We start from the raw sequence: 16,454 nt of genomic DNA on the forward strand, positions 1-16,454 counted from the left end.
CATGAGTGCAACACCCCTGCAGGCCGGGCTGAAGACCCTGCAACTCACGGAGCCGTTTCGCATCGCCCATGGCACGTCCACGGAGCGTCAGGTGCTACGACTGCACTGGAACGGAGCAGTGGGCGAGGCTCCCGTCGTGCCGTATTACAAGGAGAGCGCCGCTGTTACCTTGGAATGGCTGCAGAGTCTTGATTGGAATGGCAGTCCTGCGCCCAAAGACGGGCCGCGCCTGGGCCGTCTGGCGCTGGATCTGCTCTGGCATGACGCGGTGGGCCGGGAAAAAGGGCAGACGCTGGGGCAGTTGCTGCATCTGGATCCTGCCCTGACTCCGCCCGGTTGCCGATCCTTCAGCATCCCCACCGATCTGGACGAGTTCGCGGAAAAAGTCGCCCAAGTGAGTCGGCAGTTTCAGGTGCTGAAACTCAAGACGGGAAGTGGCAATGTCGAGTTCGACGAGGCCATCGTCGCCACCGCGAGGAAGGCGGCACCGGATGCAAAGCTGCTGGTGGATGCCAACGGGGGATGGACCGTGGAGGAGACGGCGGCGATCCTGCCGAAGCTGGCCAAGTATGACCTGACGCTGGTGGAGCAGCCATTCCACCATGATGGCGGCTCTGAGTTTTGGCGGGAACTGAAGTACCTCCTGCCTTCGCATTCCATTCCGCTCTACGCCGATGAGAGTGCGCAGGGGCCGGATGATGTGCTGACGCTTGCAGGCCTGGTGGACGGCGTGAATGTGAAACTGCTCAAATGCGGGAGCATCGCAGAAGCTCAAACCATGATCCGTTTTGCCCGGGCCAGCCGCATGGGCGTGCTGCTGGGGTGTATGATCGAGAGCAGCATCGGCGTGACGGCGGCAGCCCACCTGGCGCCTCTTGCCGACTGGATTGATCTGGACGGCCATCTGTATGTGTCGGACGATGACTACGAAGGCGTATCGTATGATGAACAGGGGCGTCTCCAGTTGCGCGACCTGCCGGGACTAGGCGCGACCCCTCGCTGACGAATCTTCAATTGCCTGCTATGAATTCACAGCCCTTGATTGACTGGCTCACCTCCCAGATGCCGGAGGCGCTCGAATGGCTGGAGCGCATGGTGAGGATCAACAGCTTCACGACCAACAAGGAAGGGGTGAACGTCCTGGGCAAGCTGACGGCGGATGCCTTCGCCGAACTGGGGTTTGAGCCCGAGTTTGTGCCCTCCACAGAGCCAACGCACGGCTCGCACCTGTATCTCCGACGTCCTAGGGCGACCGGGGCGCAAGTCTTGCTGGTGTCTCACTTGGACACGGTGTTCCCTCCCGAGGAAGAACTGCGGGAGAACTTTCAATGGGAACCCGTGCCGGAGGAGGGGCGCATCTATGGTCCCGGTACCGTGGACATCAAAGGTGGCACTGTGTTGATCTGGATGATCCTGGGGGCGCTGCAACGTCTGGCTCCCAAGGTGTTCGAGGAAACTAACTGGCTCATTGCGCTGAATGCAGCTGAGGAGGTGATGAGTGCCGACTTCGGGGTCAGAACGGTGGAGCGCAACCCCCAGGGGGCGACCGCGGTGCTGGTGTACGAAGGTGGCCCCATGGTGGGCGGGGCTTATCATCTGGTGACGTCCCGGAAAGGACGTGCGAGTTATCGGCTTGCTGCCCATGGGAAAGCGGCCCATGCGGGCAGTTCCCATGCCGAAGGGATTAATGCCATCGTGGGACTGGTGGATGCTGTGAAAGCGGCGGCAGCGCTGACCAGCTATGACGATGGACTCACGGTGAACGTTGGGGTGATTCACGGAGGTACGGTCACGAACCGGGTGCCGCATGAAGCAACGGCCGAACTCGAGATGCGGGCCTTTGATCCGCATGTCTTGAAAGAGGCTCAAACGGCGGTGGAGGCCCTCGCGACTGAGGGAGATCCTTCGAGGAGTGAACCCAGAATCGAAGTGATCTGCGAGGGGGGCACCCCCGGGTGGCCCAATGACGAACGCACGCAGCAGTTGTTCCAGTGCTGGGCTGACGCAGCGGCGTCACTGGATCATCAGGTGATCTCAGTGCCCCGTGGTGGGTTGAGTGATGCGAACTACCTCTGTCACTTGGGACCCACACTGGATGGTCTGGGGCCCTTCGGAGCCAATGCTCACTGTTCGGAGCGCAGCGCGGACGGGACCAAGGTGCCCGAGTACGTGGTACCGGCTTCCTTCGTGCCAAAGGCTGCGATCAATGTGCTGGGGATCTTGAAGCTGCTGGGGCGTGAGGCAGAACTGGAAGGGGCCTGAGAGATGTCGCCCTGCTGCGAGGATCCTCTTCATGCGGAAGAGAATCTTCTTGCTGTTTTTCGACATTTTATACGTAGATGTTGGGGCTTCTTCGCGTCCTAGTGTTGAGTGTAGTTGTTTGTTGGAGGTAACACGTCAACGGAAATGGTATGAAAACAGTCGCCGTATTAGTGCTCGCTCTGGTCGTTATGTTGTCTATCCTTGGAGCGGTTGCCCCCGATGATCCCGTAGATCATGAAGTCAGGGCGAGTAAAATTCCTGGCGTCTATTTGGACGGCGATGTGGAAGATTTTGTTATAATTTTCTTCTCTGATGGAAGGGTTATGACATCTTGGTGGAATATTCCGCCAACGTTGCAGCTTGAGGACTGGCACAGGCGCGGTCGTTGGGCGGAATCTCCAGATGGATCGATTAGCATCAAGTGGGAGCCAAAGTCAACAGACAGGCTGGAAGACCTGGAGCCGAAGGTGTATAGGATAGATTCGCAGCTGAAGGATTGTCTTCGGTCTCCCGATGGTAACTATCATATGAGGATGGGTGGGGTGACTGAGCTTAGGGACACGAATGCCCGTCTGAGGAATGAGCGAAAGTTGAAAGAGAAATAGAATGAGACGTTCGCGCAGGAGTAAGCTCAGCCACCCGAATGCTTGGGGCGATGCGTATGCCCTGGCGGACAACCGCATCTCTCGGGAGGTGTTTGGCGGGCATGATGCTGGTACTTCGAGCTGCGCAATTGACAATGGTGCTGGTGCCAATCAAGTTCCCCGTATGACGCGACTTGTCCCGGATACTTGGCTGATCTGGTGCTCCGCCCGTGTTTCTTGCTCTATTGCCTGAGCTTGACGTCATCTTGCAGCTATGATTCGCGATAAGGTACTTCTGGGATTGAAGGTGATTGCCGTGTCAATCGCTCTTTCGGCAGTCGATGGGTTGGGGGATGACCAGAAGTCCCCACCACAGGAAGCAAAATCGCCCTGGTCTTCAGACGATGAGCAAATATTTATCCTGATGAAGGATCGCGACCCCCTTCTCCTAAAGTTCTATGTTGATATACTTGCCGGTTCCAAGCAGCCCGAAAAACGTATGCTGGCCCTTGAAGCCTTAGCGTATGATAGAATGTTTCACGACGCCACGGAGATATTCGGAAAGAACTACCGAGTCAACCACCTGATCAAACTGGTAGTGGATGAGAGAGTGGAAGTGCGACGCCTCGCTAGAGATGTGCTGGATCACATAACGTCAGCGGAGATCGTAGAAATGGTTGGGCGCCTGCAGGCTATTGTAGACCAGAGTGGTGCGACAGAAGAGAGGGCGGGAGAATTGAAATCGGCCATTGAACACATGAAGCAAAGACTGCTGGATATTTCCAGTGGCAAACTGAAGGGCTGATGTCATGTCTATCAGTAAAACGCTTGAAACCGGCTTAGTCGGGAGTCGGAGCTGCAACCTCTTGAGAACGATGTCTCCTTACTACAAAAAACTTCGCAGCGTGTACGGAAAGGGACTCCTTATCATGCCCTCTGTCGCGGCCGTCATTCGCGACGAGGCTGATCGTTTGCTCTTGATCGAAAAGCATGACGGCAACTGGAGTCTACCGGCAGGTGCGATTGAGCCTGGTGAAACTCCGGAGCAAGCGGTCGCCCGGGAAGTGAAGGAGGAGACGGGCATGATCTGCACCGAGTTCCGATTGCTGACATTGCTGGGCGGATCTGGATATCGGTACACCTACTCGAACGGAGATCAGGTGGAATACCTCGTGGCCCTGTATCGATGCGCTGCCAAGGAGGATGGTGAGTCCACTGATGTTCAGGAGATCCGGAGCGTGCGGTATTTCGCAAGGGAGGCGATGCCGGGTCTGCCCCTGCCTTATGATCTTGATCTCTTGTTCCAGTGATGGATAGGAGCGGGAAACAAGATTGTGAGGGACCTGAAAGTGTCCAGCGAAGTCCATCAAGAGCCCACATCTAGAGGCTGCGGCAGTCTACGAACGAAGCAAGTCCTTTATAGGGAGGTCTGGAGTGAGGTTGCAACCAAGTGTTGTAGATACCAAGGACTTTGTGATAAGAGTTTGCCGTGAAAAATACCCGTCTGCCTAAAAGTAGACACCATATGCCAAAGTGAAGTCGATTGGTAATGCAGGCTCGGTACCGATGCGGTAGTTGTCGAAACCATCCGAGATCCCGCGAGGAGGGATCCCCCTGATTTATTGGCATCAGGTGATCGAGTGATCGGTCAGATGGCTTTTCTTGATCTGCTCGCAGAAAGACTCCTAGGTCCGTTGTGGAAGGAAGTGAGCACAAGTGATCGTAGTCGGAGAATGCCAAACTTGGGTCTAGGGCCAAGGCCCCATCCGGTGCCAGATGGCAGTTGCCCATTTGCCGCATGATTCTGTAACTAAAGATCTCTCTAGCAAAAATGTGGTCGAATTGACTTAAGTCTTCGCCCTGATTGAAAGCACTTTGAGGTAGTAGCACCTTCCTGTGTGAAGTAATTGATTTTAAGCTATGGCGCAACCCGGGGGAGGCGCGATAGAAATTGCCTACATTGCCCCCACCATAAAAGAGGAGCGTGTCTGCCTTGTCCGACGGCTCAAATGCTTTGCCAGGTCGTCCGTGCCGCACTAGTTCGATTCCACTCCTGGCAAATAGCTGTCTGAAGCCCATGGCGATTAATTGATCGCCTGGATTTCCGAATGGGTTGTCTATCATTTCGCATTTTGAACCTCGAAGCAAGTCGATCAGCGGCGCGAAATGTTTGTCGTCAAGTATGGGACCCATGAAAGTCGAAGTGTGTTTCCAATGTGAAGTGAGACTGAAGCGCGTTGTGGAAGGCTCATGGTGCTTCACTCAACAACAAAGTATGATTGCCATCCGATTTACTAAGGTCAAGCAGTAGCTCTCTTGATGGATTCTCCAATTTGACGTATGGCTGTACGTATTCTCTGAGTTTTGGTCGAAGTTTTTGCAAGCTTCCGCTCGATCAAAATATGAATTGCAGATGGATGACGTTGGTGCACAAATGGTGGAAGCGTGGCAAGAGGGGGCTCGAATCTCGATTCTCAGATTGAAGATGGCTCAAGATCTTTGCTAGATTTTGTGTTTAGGAATTTGTCGCTGCACAGTTCCAAGTCGAACAAAGCTGGATCTCAATCGTTAGCCATTGCCATTCGCATGTTGACAGTCGTCCTGACTAGCTACGCTCGGCCAAAAAATGTGCATTTGATCCATCGGGTGCTGCAAGCGCAGAGTGTGAAGCCGAAACTGTGTCTTTGGGACAACAATCCTACAACCCAGCTGGATGCATTGGGGTGGGATCTCTATGCTGCTTCCACCGAGAACAGGTTTTGCATTCCGAGGTGGCATATGGCCAAGCTGGCATCCACGCCCTACGTTGCAGTGATGGATGATGATCTGATTCCCAACGACGAGAATTTTCTTGGTGACGTCGTGTCGATCCTATGTGGGCGTCCCGAGATTGCGGCTGTAGGCTTGTTTGGTGTCATTCTGCAGTCCGAGACCTGCTATCGCCATTGCACCCATATACCGAACCGCAGATTTCAAGGGGATGTGAATGTGAGTTTGCTCAAAGGCAGGTTTGTCGCTTTCAGAGTCGAGAGTATCATGGACTTCACTCCGGTTACCTTTGACTGTGAAGACATCGAGGCCTCGGCGTACCTCGGCTCCCTTGGAACCCTGGTGGTTCCCGAGTTGCTGTCCAACCGTACCCGAGATCTCCCACGACAAGGGGGACTGGAATTTCGGCCGGATCACTACGACAGGCGAGAGGTGGCGCGCCGCCGTTTCTTCAAATGCTGAAACATTGCGTCTCAAAAGGGAATTGTTTCTGCCAATGAGGTAAGTTGGTTTCAGTTTTGGGAGGGTTTGCGTTGAAAAACTGTCATGCCCTTGGAGGTATGCGTGACTTTGCAAGCAACGCGGAACTGATCAAGAAGCTCAGTCTCCAGGTCCTCATTGCGGGACGGTTGATCCGTGGTGCCGTGAACAAACAACCACCCTCCGTGAGTAATGGCGGTACGCAAATGCTTTAGTGGATCAGGGGTGGTTGTGTTAGATACAATGCACACATCTACGGTGTTCGGTTCGAGAACTGGTAGTCGAGCGTCTGAAACTAACCGTATGCTCTGCGAGGCGTGACGAGAGCTGCTCTTGAAAACCGCGGTTAGGTATTCGCAAACCCCTGGACTTCCCATAATGAGAATTCGACTGGTCGGCTTGACTACGCACAGGATGGCGGTGGCTTCATCGTCGTGAATGAGGTCGCTACCTTGGGTGTGGCTCCATGTTCGACGCCCACGCATCCCTCCAATGTTGTCGCTGGAGAAGTGTCTTTGAAGGGCAATCCATCTTTCCGGGGCGTAGGTAGGGATCTCAGACTGCAGTTTCCCCACGGTTTGGTCACTGAACATCTGACGGAAGGGCTTTTTGCCGAGTTCCTTGAGAATTCTGGAGGCGCACCAACGGCGAATCATCAGAGCATGGTTGAAGTGGGTTTTAACACAACGGACCAACCCTGGGGAATCGGTTTCCAGGGGTGGTCTGACATGATTTCCCCCTAGAAAGAACATCCCCCAACCATCGGGTAAGTTGTCTATTAAGAAGTCGATCTTGCTCGTGAAATCTTTAGTGAACATCACATCATCTTCTAAAAGTAGCAGTGCATCGTCGTCGGACTGGAGGAACCTTCGGATCGCTATCCTTTTGGATAGTCCCACTGCGTAAGACCTCTTCCCAATGTTCCACCTGCGGCATTTCATTTCTGAGACGCACTCACCGTCGGCAGCGTGAATGAACTGGATCGTCTTGGCTACATCGTCGGGGGCAGTTTGCAGGAGGACAAAACGACGATCCTGTCGACGAGGCAAATTCATGCAGATGCAGCTTGTTTGCAGCGTCCACTTCTGGCCTGGTTGTTTCATTGTAGGTAAGAGGGACGTTGGCTTAAATGCCAGCAATGATCAATCGCGACACGGTTCTTACAAAAAGTTTTCATCCCACGCCGTAGGTTGATTTTTACTGTAACGTTTTTATTATTGTCTCGACAAAGTTTGCGCAGCAATCCTTAGTGTTGGCAATAATTTCAGGATAGAGGGGCTTTTACCAGGTGCCCTGACGATATTCCGTGAGTTTTGATTCGCTTTCCCCCCATGAAAAAGGCGTCTTCCCCCAGCAACGTGCCAAGTTCATCGAACAACATTGAGCCTACGCCAACGCCGACGTTTGTGCCTGTTACTCCGACTCCGACGTTTGCGCCGGTCACGCCTACGCCAACCTTTGTGCCAGTGACGCCAACACCAACGTTTGCGCCCGTCACTCCGACGTTTGTACCGGTGACGCCCACCCCGACTCCGACGTTTGCACCGGTAACGCCAACGTTTGTGCCCGTCACTCCGACGCCGACTCCAACGCCTACCCCGACACCGAGCAGCTCGTCCAGCTCTGGCAGTAGTGGTTCCAGTTCAGGAAGCGGAAGCAGCTCTGGCTCCGACAGCTCTTCTTCGTCCAGTTCCAGTAGCTCCTCTTCTTCATCTTCCTCCAGCTCCAGTTCGAGCAGTAGTAGTAGCAGTAGCAGTTCCTCTTCAACCTCCAGCTCCAGTTCTTCCAATAGCAGCAGCTCGAGCAGCAGTGAAGGGCCATGTGACAATCCTTCCTCCTTCCAGGACTTCTCAGAGGCATCCGGGCCGCAGTATCGCAAGGTGGCACTGAACGGTTTGCCTCTTTCGGACTCAAAACCTCAGGCGGCGGATGAGTCGGACGAAGACTCGGAGGAGACCTATGTCGATGCTCTTACGTTGTCCCTCAGGCATGACACCAGCGACATTTATGTGCCTCTGCCTGGTGGCGAGCTTGCTCTCGCAGTGAAACGCAGCGTATCGGAGGAGCAATGGAGCACCCATCCTGGATTGAAGCCCAGTCAGCAGGTTGATAAGCCTTTTGGTCCCTGCTGGACATCCGGGTTGGCAGCGCATGTCAAGTTCACCTGGAAGGACGCTGATGCTCCTTCAGGACATCAGTGCGAGGTGGAGCGCCCCGATCCTGATTACACGTTTGTGGTGGATGAGAACGGTGCCTCCCATCGGTTCGTCCTTATTTGGAACAAGTCCGGCGGGGGAGCTGCCCCTTATTTCATGCCGATTGCTTCCAATCGGTCTGAGAAGGACTCCTTTCTCATGCGCCTGGAGGTGGTCAATCCTGGTGACCCTCGCTCGCAGTGGCGCTTTCTATTCACTCGCAAGTTTGGCACCAAGCTTGAGTTCGAGACCGCCGGTCTGCTTCAGAGCTACCAGCTCAATCCGGGTGCTTCACCGCCCAAGATGCAGTATTATTCTTACTGCCGCCTCAAAAAGGCCACGGATCGGATGGGGAATGAGATCGACTTCTCTTTCAGTGGTACGGGTACCTTGATCCCGCAGACCATTGCCTGCGGGATCCGCAGTATCACGGTCGAGCGAACCGGCCAGATTATCACGGCCGTTACTGACCCCCGCGGCCATCGTACGACTTATCGCTACGGAACCGTCACTTTCGGGGGCAATACCTTCCAGCGGCTTATCGAGGTCGGTCGGCCAGAGGGCATCCGTATTCGCTATGGCTATGCGGGTGCCACTGAGCTGGACAATACGCCTCAGACTCCGCCTTCCCCTGGGCAGCCATCGCCTCCGCCCCAGTACTTCTACCACTACAATGTCTCAGCGATCACGGACCCTCTGGGGCGGTCCCATCGGTTCCTGTACGCGTTTGATCATTCGAAGGAGACCTACTCCACGGCATCAGGCACTCCTACGTGGTACCTGCAGCCCGGTCTTCCGAGGGTGGTCCAGCGCGTGACGCTTCCAGACAACAACTTCAGTATCTTTTCTCAATCCGCGGCCCCTTTGCGCATCCAGTTTTCGCCTGACCCAAGTGAACCGGATGGGTTTCGCAGCTATCTTACGGGCGATCGTGTCAACACGGTCACCGACGCCTTGGGCAAAGGCAGGGTTTACACGTTCTCCCAGCCGGTGTTTATCGATGCCAAAGAGTTCGAGGATTTGTTCTTCGACACGGGCAGCCCACGCAAACGTTTCTTCCTCATTCTCTGGACACGCCTTGATCTAAAGCACCCTACTCATGTCACGGAGTCTTTCCGGTTCAATCCCGAGGCCAACATGGCCTTGTCCAGGATAGAAGACTATAGCGGAAACATCACCACGTTCGACTACGACAATTGGTGGTCAGTCGACTATGTTTTCCCCTGGCTTCCCGCTCGGCTCAAAAATAGTCCGATCTTTGTCAGGCACTACTCCGACCCCACGGGTCAGATGAACGCCCTCGGCCGGTACAAAATTTTCAGATATCTCTCGGAGGACCCGACTCTCCCGAGTGCCCGGGTGATGACTCTCTTCGTCGATGAGGAGAGTAGACGCACGGAATATGAGGTGGACAGCACCCGAGGGCTTCGTCTTTCAGAGAAAGTGCGTACCGCCGGTCGCTTGCTCGTTCGGCAGACTGACTATACCTACGGAAACGGCACCTTTCCTTCCTTCCTCACGAAGACGACGGTGCAAAACGGGGTGAGTGCAGGCAACGACCTCGTCACGACTTACACCGCCGACGCTTATGGCTACAAGGCCACGGAAAATGTCGGCGGCCTTATGCCTCGCTCCTTTGATCACGACGCCAATGGCAACCAGACAAGGATGACAGACGGCCGCGGACTGGAGACGGAGTTCGTCTATGACGACGCCAATCGCCTCATCCAAACCGACTTTGAGGACGGTTCCTCCCGCTACATGGGCTACGACACGGCGGGGAACAAGATCCAGGAGGAGGACGAAAACGGCCACATGACGTGGCACACCTATGACCGGCTAAATCGTCTTCTCTCTACTACGAGGGACATGGATGACGGTCCTCCGCTGGTTACATCAAATACATACAATGCGTTGGGCTCGCGGCTTACTACTACGGACCCCCGGAACAACGTCACGACCTTTGAGTATGACGACATCCAGCGCCTCATCAGTACAACGGATCCGCTGAACCACACCACGAGTCGTTTCTATGGGGCCAACAGCGGGTCCAGCGTCTTCGACGTCTCCGGATTCAAACCCGTCCGCATCCGTGATCCCCGGGGATACGACACGCATTTCACCTACGACGCTCTCTATCGCACCACCGAACAGGCCGCCGAATACGGCAGCGGCACCGCTACCACGGAGACGGACTATGACGATGTCGGCAACCCGGTCTCGGTCACGGATCCTCTCGGGCACACGACCGCTACGGAGTTTGACGCCCTGAACCGGCCGGTTCGTGTCACCTTTGCTGACACCACTTTCACAGAGAAAACCTACACGCCTGCCGGGCTGGAGCGAACTCTAACCGACGAGATGGGTCGTGTGACCGAGCATCATTACGATGACGCTGGTCGTCGTATCCGCATCGTCTTCCCCAATCCGGGTGGCGGAGCCCCGGAGGTGCTCATGGACTATGACGACGCAGGCAACCTGGTGTCTCAAACCGATCCCAACCTGCACGTCACGACGTTCACGTACGACGATCGCAACCGCAAGGTTGAGGAGGAACTCGCCGCCATCTCGCGGCTTGTTGTCACCGGCTACGACTTTGTGGGCAATGTGACGTCGATGACCGATGCGAATAGCAACGCCACCACGACCGACTACGATGCGGCGAACCGACCCGTGCTGATGACAGCCGCCGACGGTGCGACCACGGAGACCTCCTATGACGCAAATGGCAACGCCCTTGCTGTCACCGATCCGCTGGGCAATGTCACGGTCAACACCTATGACGACCTCAACCGTCTCCTAAGCACCACCACCACGCCCTCGGTTGGCGATGACATCGTGGTGAGCTACGCCTATGACCAGGTCGGCAACCGCACGCGCCAGACGGACGGGCGCGACTGTATTGTGCGCTTCACCTACGACGGTCTCAACCGTCTCCTCACCACCGTGCATGATGCCGACACTGCTCTGGAAGCCACGGAGACCAACGCCTACGACGACCTCAACAAGGTGAGTTATGAAGATGCCGAAGGCCGGGTGATCGAGTTTGCCTACGATGTTCGCAACCGCATCACCGGCGAAACCGTCCCGAGCCGTCCCCAGGACAACCGCACCCGCACCTATGACGATGTGGGCAATCTCCTCTCCGTCAGCCACGCCGGGGACACCTGGCGGGATACCGCTCAGACTTACGATGCACTGAACCGCGTTGTGAGCGAGACGAGTTCAGGGCTTACCCACACTCATACGTACGACAAGGCAAACAACCGTCTCACCACCACCTATGACAAGAGTGGCAGGGTGCTTACCCGTACCTACGACGCCGGCAACCGTCTCCTCACCCAGGAAGATGTGCTTAGCGGTGAGCCTACCCGCCTCACCAGCTTTGCGTACGATCCGCAGGGGAACTTGCTGGTGAAGACCCTCACGGACAGCAGCACGGAAAACCGCACCTATGACGTGCGCAACCGTGTCATTGAGATGCACGTGAAAGAGCCAGACGGTACTACTACCCGTCTGCTCCAGACCTATGAATACGACCTGGCGGGGAATCTCACCGCTTTGGAGGAAAGCAGCACCGTTGGAAGCCTGCCCACCCGCGTGCTCACCTGTGCTTACGACGGCACCCATCGTCTCATTGTTGAGGCCGACCAGCGGGGCTTGGCCCCCGCCATTGTCACCAACTACACCTACGACAAGGCAGACAACCGCGTCTCGCGCGAGGTCTTCGGCGGTCCTGATGCTGGCACCACCACCTATGCCATCGGCAACGGAGGCAACGGCACCGGAGCCAACCAGATCGCCAGCTTCACCCGGCCGGACACCAGCGTGGTAGCATTCACCTATGATCTCACCGGAGCCCGCACCAGCCGCACCAATGACACGCGTACGGATACCTACAGCTACGACGTCTGGACGCGCCTACTCACGCTTGACCTGCAAACCCCGGCGACTCCGGGGGATCGCGGTCTTTATGAGTACAGCTACGATGCCCGCACCCGCCGGGTGTCACGTGAGGAGTTGAGTGCCCCCACCGTGCTTACTTTCCAGGGCGGAGTTAGCATCCAGGAATACGCGGCCAGCCCCGGCACCAGCGTGGGCAGCCTGCCCAATCCCACGGTGGAATTCGTGAGGGGGCCCGATCAAGGCGGCGGGGTGGGAGGCATCCTCTACAGCGTGCGCAGCGGCGCAGCGAGCCTGGCGCACAGCAGCGCGCGAGGCGATGTCGTGGCAAAGGTGGATGAGAGCACCAGCACGATGACCTGGCAGGCGCAGTACGAAGCGTTTGGCCGCCGACCTGAGGAAGCGGGCGCGAATCCAGACCGTCAGCGCGCGAACAGCAAGGATGAAGATCCGACAGGGTTGTTGAACGAAGGGTTCCGATATCGGGACCTGGAAACAGGGATGTTTATTACGCGAGATCCTGCCAGGTTTGTGGATGGTCCGAATTTGTACACATACGTCAGCCAAAATCCGTGGACTAGTTTTGATCCGAAAGGTTTGGAGATTAGAAAATTCAATGAGATTAAGAGGAAGGATGATTCTGGTTGGGATAAGAAGCCAAAGAGAGATGCTCTGACCAAGAGCAAAGAGCAATATGAGAAAGATTTGAAGGCATGGAATTCAGCCGTGGCTAACCACGAATTTAATCAAAACAATGTTCGTGAAATTAAAGCATGGGAAAACTACAACAAAGCCATCCAGCTTCTCGAATCAACGCCGGAGGGTAAAGTGCTCTTGGCTGAAATGAATCGTACAGATACTGGAAACATCTATGAAGTTGCAATCAGTGAAAGTCATAAGGGTATAAATATTGGTGCTGGTGTAGGGTTGCCTGGAAAAACTCAAGGCTTGGATTACGAAGGCTCGTCCTATGTTACTGGCGTTGTGCTTGATCCGATGACAATGGGGGGGTCTACGACAAGCTTGAATGGCGGGGTAAACGTGGACTCACCGGCTTATGGTTTAGTATGGCACGAGCTGTATCATGCAGCTGAGCCTTCGCGCCTGAATCCTGACCCGTATCGCTTCGGTACAGTGAGTCCAAAAGATGCGCCACTTGCTGATGCGGTGCGGAAAAATTTCCACGAACGACGTGCGGTGCGTTTTGAGAATATCATCAGAGGTCGGCTCGGTGGAAGGGTTGTGGCCCAAATATACGCCCCCAATACTATTAGGGAAACTCAGGTACCTGACCCTCTTGGAGTTGGGGAATATGCCAAAAGTCTATGAACGTCTAACTTCTATATGCATGAAACTTGCTGCGCTATTGTTAGCTACTATCTGTTTGGAGGGTGAACTTTGGAGCCAGGAGGAGGTTCCAAAGGTTAAGATGGACTCGGACCAGTACGTAAAGGATATTCAACGACTCTCCGCGAGTTCTCTGCCAAGCGAACGGGGGCGAGCAGCAGAGGAGATTGGAGCCCGCCCCGAGGAACCTTTGCAACTGGAGATTCTCTGGAAACTCATGGCAGACAAAGATCCGGGCGTGCAAGGTCAGGCTGCACTTGCGGTGGCTTCTAATGCACCAAACTCTTCGCTTTCCTCTGATGCAGCTCAAAAGCTAGCGAAGCACTTTAGGCAGCAATTGGAGACCGGCCGAACTATTGTCGGGCATCCCGAACCAGACCTAGCTAAGATCAGACTCCTCGTGTGCAATGCGCGTGCATTCCGGTCGCTATCTCTTTGGCATCCTGTAGTCTCTATTCGGGAGTATCGCCTGATTCAGGGGGCAATATTTCTGCCGCTGTTGAGAACGCTTTCGAAAGTTCGGACTGATAGTTACAACGATCCTTACCTTGCGGTGCTGTCTCTTATCGATGATCCGGATGTTGCCTTGCGAGCGCTCGATGTTACATGGCGTGAGGATGTTGAACGGATTTCTCCAGCGCTAGTGCTCGCTAATATGAGACATTATCGAACTGACTATCTTTTCGGGGACGGTCGGCCGATGAGATGGTGTCTCAGGAATTTGTTGCTGTCCAAGAAGGAGGAGTTACGAGTTAGAGTTGTTGGTGGTCTGGCTGATCCTAAGGAGAGAAAAGAATGTGAGTACTACCTTGATGAGTTGTTCGCTGGGGAGTGACCTCGCTGAGACTCCAAACGCAATGCAAATGGACAGACTAGAATGGCGCTGACAAACGTGACAACCCATAGCAGCGATGCGACTCAAGCGTGGTGGGCTTTCCCTATGGCCTCAGGGGGGCGCACGAGCCGCACTGATGACACACTATGAGCGAGAACTGCGACAGTCTGGGGACTTCTTGCATCCCATCGTCAGGATTGGTAATCTGGATCTTCGGCAGGCCATCGTCTGGAAAGACCACTTTGGCGCTGAACCTTAGTGCGCGATTGACCAGAAATGGGAGTCAATTAGTCATTTTGGATGGAGACGAAGTTCGCAAAGGTCTATGCAAGGACCTTGGGTTTTCTGTTGCAGATCGTACTGAGAATATTCGACGGGTCGCGGAAGTCGCCAACCTCGTGGCTCGATTCGGGAAAGTTGTAGTTGTGGCGTGCATCACACCACTTGTGTGCCAGCGTAGTCTTGTAGCTTTACTTCTAGGAGACGCAAGAGTTCACTTTGTGTACCTCCCTGCTAGCGCAGAAACCTGTGTGCAACGTGATGCAAAGGGGCTTTATGCCTGCGCACTTAGGGGTGAAATCAATGACATGACTGGGATCTCCTCGAAATTTGAGCCTATAGATCCGGTGCTGGAAAGCGAGTTTATTGTGGCTCCCAATGAAGGCCCTTTGGAAATTGCAGAGTTTGTTATCCAGCGGATAGGTTTGACGTTGTAGCCGCTATCTCGAATCAGTCTTGCCTTTCAAACTGATAACCAAACAGTCTGATGTCGTCACTGTACTTTTGCCCTATTTGCTGGACAAGCTCTTCGTCATAGTGCGTGGAGTAGTGACCTAGATCTTCTTGTTTGAAGATATGTGGCAATTCTGGAGTTTTGATCCCCAAACGGTTGCAAATTAGAGAAAAATCTGCCTCAAGATGTTCAAATCTTCCAATGAAGTCGACGGTAAGTTTTCCCTCTTTGTCCGTCAAGTAATCTGATTGCTGTGCCCCTAAGTCCTGACCCCATAACCATTGCTTCGTGTAGCAGAGGATCTTGAGGTTGTCGGAAATGCATTCCCCATTGAATACTTGCTTTCCAGTCCTGGCTTGCAAGTAGCGAACTTGGGAGACCGCCCGGCTCCATGGATTTCTCACAAAAGCGAACTTAAAATATGCAGTTAAGTCGTAGTTGCTTTTTTGAAACCACCTGATCTTGTTGTGCTGCATGCCTGTCGGAGGAAGACAGTGGCGTCGAGCCATCTCCTTGGAAAGTGTGCTCCAATCTGGCACGCCCAAGCATGACTTCATGAGCGCGTTTTCGATGCTTGTTCCTGCACATTTTGGAATGTGGATGAAAATAAATGGCTTCGGAAGGAATGCGATCATTGGTGGTGATATCCTACGCATTGTAGCCGCTGGCAAAACAAAAACTAGAATGTGCGTACCATGATTCATTTTTTATCCGTCCACACTAGTAAACGATGGGTTGATATTCAGCGGCGATTCATTGAAGGCAATGTCGCAGCGCCTCATCGATTCTGGTTATTCCTTGAAGATGAAACTGATGAAGTGCGTTCAACTTACGTTTCTTCGACTTGCTACGTTGCCAGAAGCGGGGTTGTGGATCCTCCAAACTCACGTTCATCGGGACGTCACGTCGCGAGGCTAAACAAGCTTACCCGACATGTACTCGGTCAATCATTGGTTGTTGATGAGGATGTATTGGTATTTCTCGACTCAGATGCTTTCTTAATTCGCAACATCGAACCGCTGGTCGAGAAATTGAAACGGTATCCCGTCATCTCTGTGCAAAGGCTGGAGAATGGGGATCGTCATAGCCACCCCTGTTTCTTCATGACCACTGTCCGTACGTGGAAGTCCCTCAACGGAGGCTGCGGAACAAGTGGGCCAATGTGGCATGTAGGTCGCACTGATAGCGTTTTCAGACCAAAAAAAAGCGATACCGGTGGTGCAATTTACAATGAAATAAAGCGGCAAGGGTTGAAGTGGTTACCGCTCAATCGAACAAATGTTGTGGACTTTGCACCCGTATTGTTCGGCATCTACGGGCATACTGTCTACCACCATGGATGTGGA

The 16,454-nt window shown here is 54.3% G+C and carries 12 protein-coding genes; 9 read left to right on the forward strand and 3 right to left on the reverse strand.

Features of this window, described 5'->3' with window-relative positions; translation table 11 throughout:
• Position 1 precedes the first annotated feature (1 nt).
• The 6 genes from BV106_RS18345 to BV106_RS18370 all read left to right on the forward strand — a co-directional run bounded on the left by BV106_RS18345 (position 2) and on the right by BV106_RS18370 (position 6,077).
• Entirely contained in the window at positions 2 to 1,003 is a 1,002-nt protein-coding gene (locus BV106_RS18345; protein ID WP_265595823.1) for an enolase C-terminal domain-like protein, read from the forward strand.
• Between the two features lie 20 nt (positions 1,004 to 1,023).
• Positions 1,024 to 2,262: a M20/M25/M40 family metallo-hydrolase gene (locus BV106_RS18350; protein WP_038167104.1), complete on the forward strand. Its 1,239-nt coding sequence runs from the start codon at positions 1,024 to 1,026 to the stop codon at positions 2,260 to 2,262.
• A 149-nt stretch (positions 2,263 to 2,411) separates the two neighbouring features.
• Positions 2,412 to 2,867, forward strand: a complete 456-nt coding sequence (locus BV106_RS18355) for a hypothetical protein (protein WP_038167105.1) — start codon at positions 2,412 to 2,414, stop codon at positions 2,865 to 2,867.
• 253 nt (positions 2,868 to 3,120) lie between these two features.
• Positions 3,121 to 3,651: a hypothetical protein gene (locus BV106_RS18360; RefSeq protein ID WP_038167106.1), complete on the forward strand. Its 531-nt coding sequence runs from the start codon at positions 3,121 to 3,123 to the stop codon at positions 3,649 to 3,651.
• A gap of 70 nt (positions 3,652 to 3,721) precedes the next feature.
• Complete coding sequence (locus BV106_RS18365) at positions 3,722 to 4,156, forward strand: NUDIX domain-containing protein (RefSeq protein ID WP_038167107.1); 435 nt, start codon at positions 3,722 to 3,724, stop codon at positions 4,154 to 4,156.
• A 1,276-nt stretch (positions 4,157 to 5,432) separates the two neighbouring features.
• Positions 5,433 to 6,077: a hypothetical protein gene (locus tag BV106_RS18370; protein WP_038167108.1), complete on the forward strand. Its 645-nt coding sequence runs from the start codon at positions 5,433 to 5,435 to the stop codon at positions 6,075 to 6,077.
• Positions 6,078 to 6,127: 50 nt separating this feature from the next.
• On the opposite strand, the gene BV106_RS18375 is transcribed toward BV106_RS18370, so the two are convergent.
• Together BV106_RS18375 and BV106_RS38660 are read right to left on the reverse strand one after the other, a co-directional pair.
• Positions 6,128 to 7,198 (reverse strand): hypothetical protein, encoded by a 1,071-nt coding sequence (locus BV106_RS18375; protein ID WP_038167110.1) that lies wholly within the window; start codon positions 7,196 to 7,198, stop codon positions 6,128 to 6,130.
• Positions 7,199 to 7,359: 161 nt separating this feature from the next.
• On the reverse strand, positions 7,360 to 7,974 hold the full coding sequence (locus BV106_RS38660; protein ID WP_063767957.1) for a hypothetical protein: 615 nt from the start codon (positions 7,972 to 7,974) through the stop codon (positions 7,360 to 7,362).
• 1 nt (position 7,975) lies between these two features.
• Between BV106_RS38660 and BV106_RS18385 the strand changes: the two genes are divergently transcribed.
• From BV106_RS18385 to cysC, 3 genes are all read left to right on the forward strand, one after another.
• Positions 7,976 to 13,522, forward strand: a complete 5,547-nt coding sequence (locus tag BV106_RS18385) for an RHS repeat-associated core domain-containing protein (RefSeq protein ID WP_051946027.1) — start codon at positions 7,976 to 7,978, stop codon at positions 13,520 to 13,522.
• A gap of 19 nt (positions 13,523 to 13,541) precedes the next feature.
• Positions 13,542 to 14,375 carry a hypothetical protein gene (locus BV106_RS18390; protein WP_038167113.1) on the forward strand — a complete coding sequence of 278 codons (834 nt, stop codon included), beginning with the start codon at positions 13,542 to 13,544 and terminating at the stop codon, positions 14,373 to 14,375.
• Between the two features lie 146 nt (positions 14,376 to 14,521).
• Positions 14,522 to 15,091: an adenylyl-sulfate kinase gene (gene cysC, locus BV106_RS37415; RefSeq protein ID WP_081891894.1), complete on the forward strand. Its 570-nt coding sequence runs from the start codon at positions 14,522 to 14,524 to the stop codon at positions 15,089 to 15,091.
• Between the two features lie 13 nt (positions 15,092 to 15,104).
• Here the strand turns inward: cysC and BV106_RS18395 are convergent, their stop codons facing one another.
• Positions 15,105 to 15,743: a sulfotransferase family protein gene (locus tag BV106_RS18395; protein WP_038167114.1), complete on the reverse strand. Its 639-nt coding sequence runs from the start codon at positions 15,741 to 15,743 to the stop codon at positions 15,105 to 15,107.
• Between the last annotated feature and the right edge of the window lie 711 nt (positions 15,744 to 16,454).

Source organism: Verrucomicrobium sp. BvORR106, from assembly GCF_000739655.1.
GTDB lineage: Bacteria > Verrucomicrobiota > Verrucomicrobiia > Verrucomicrobiales > Verrucomicrobiaceae > Verrucomicrobium.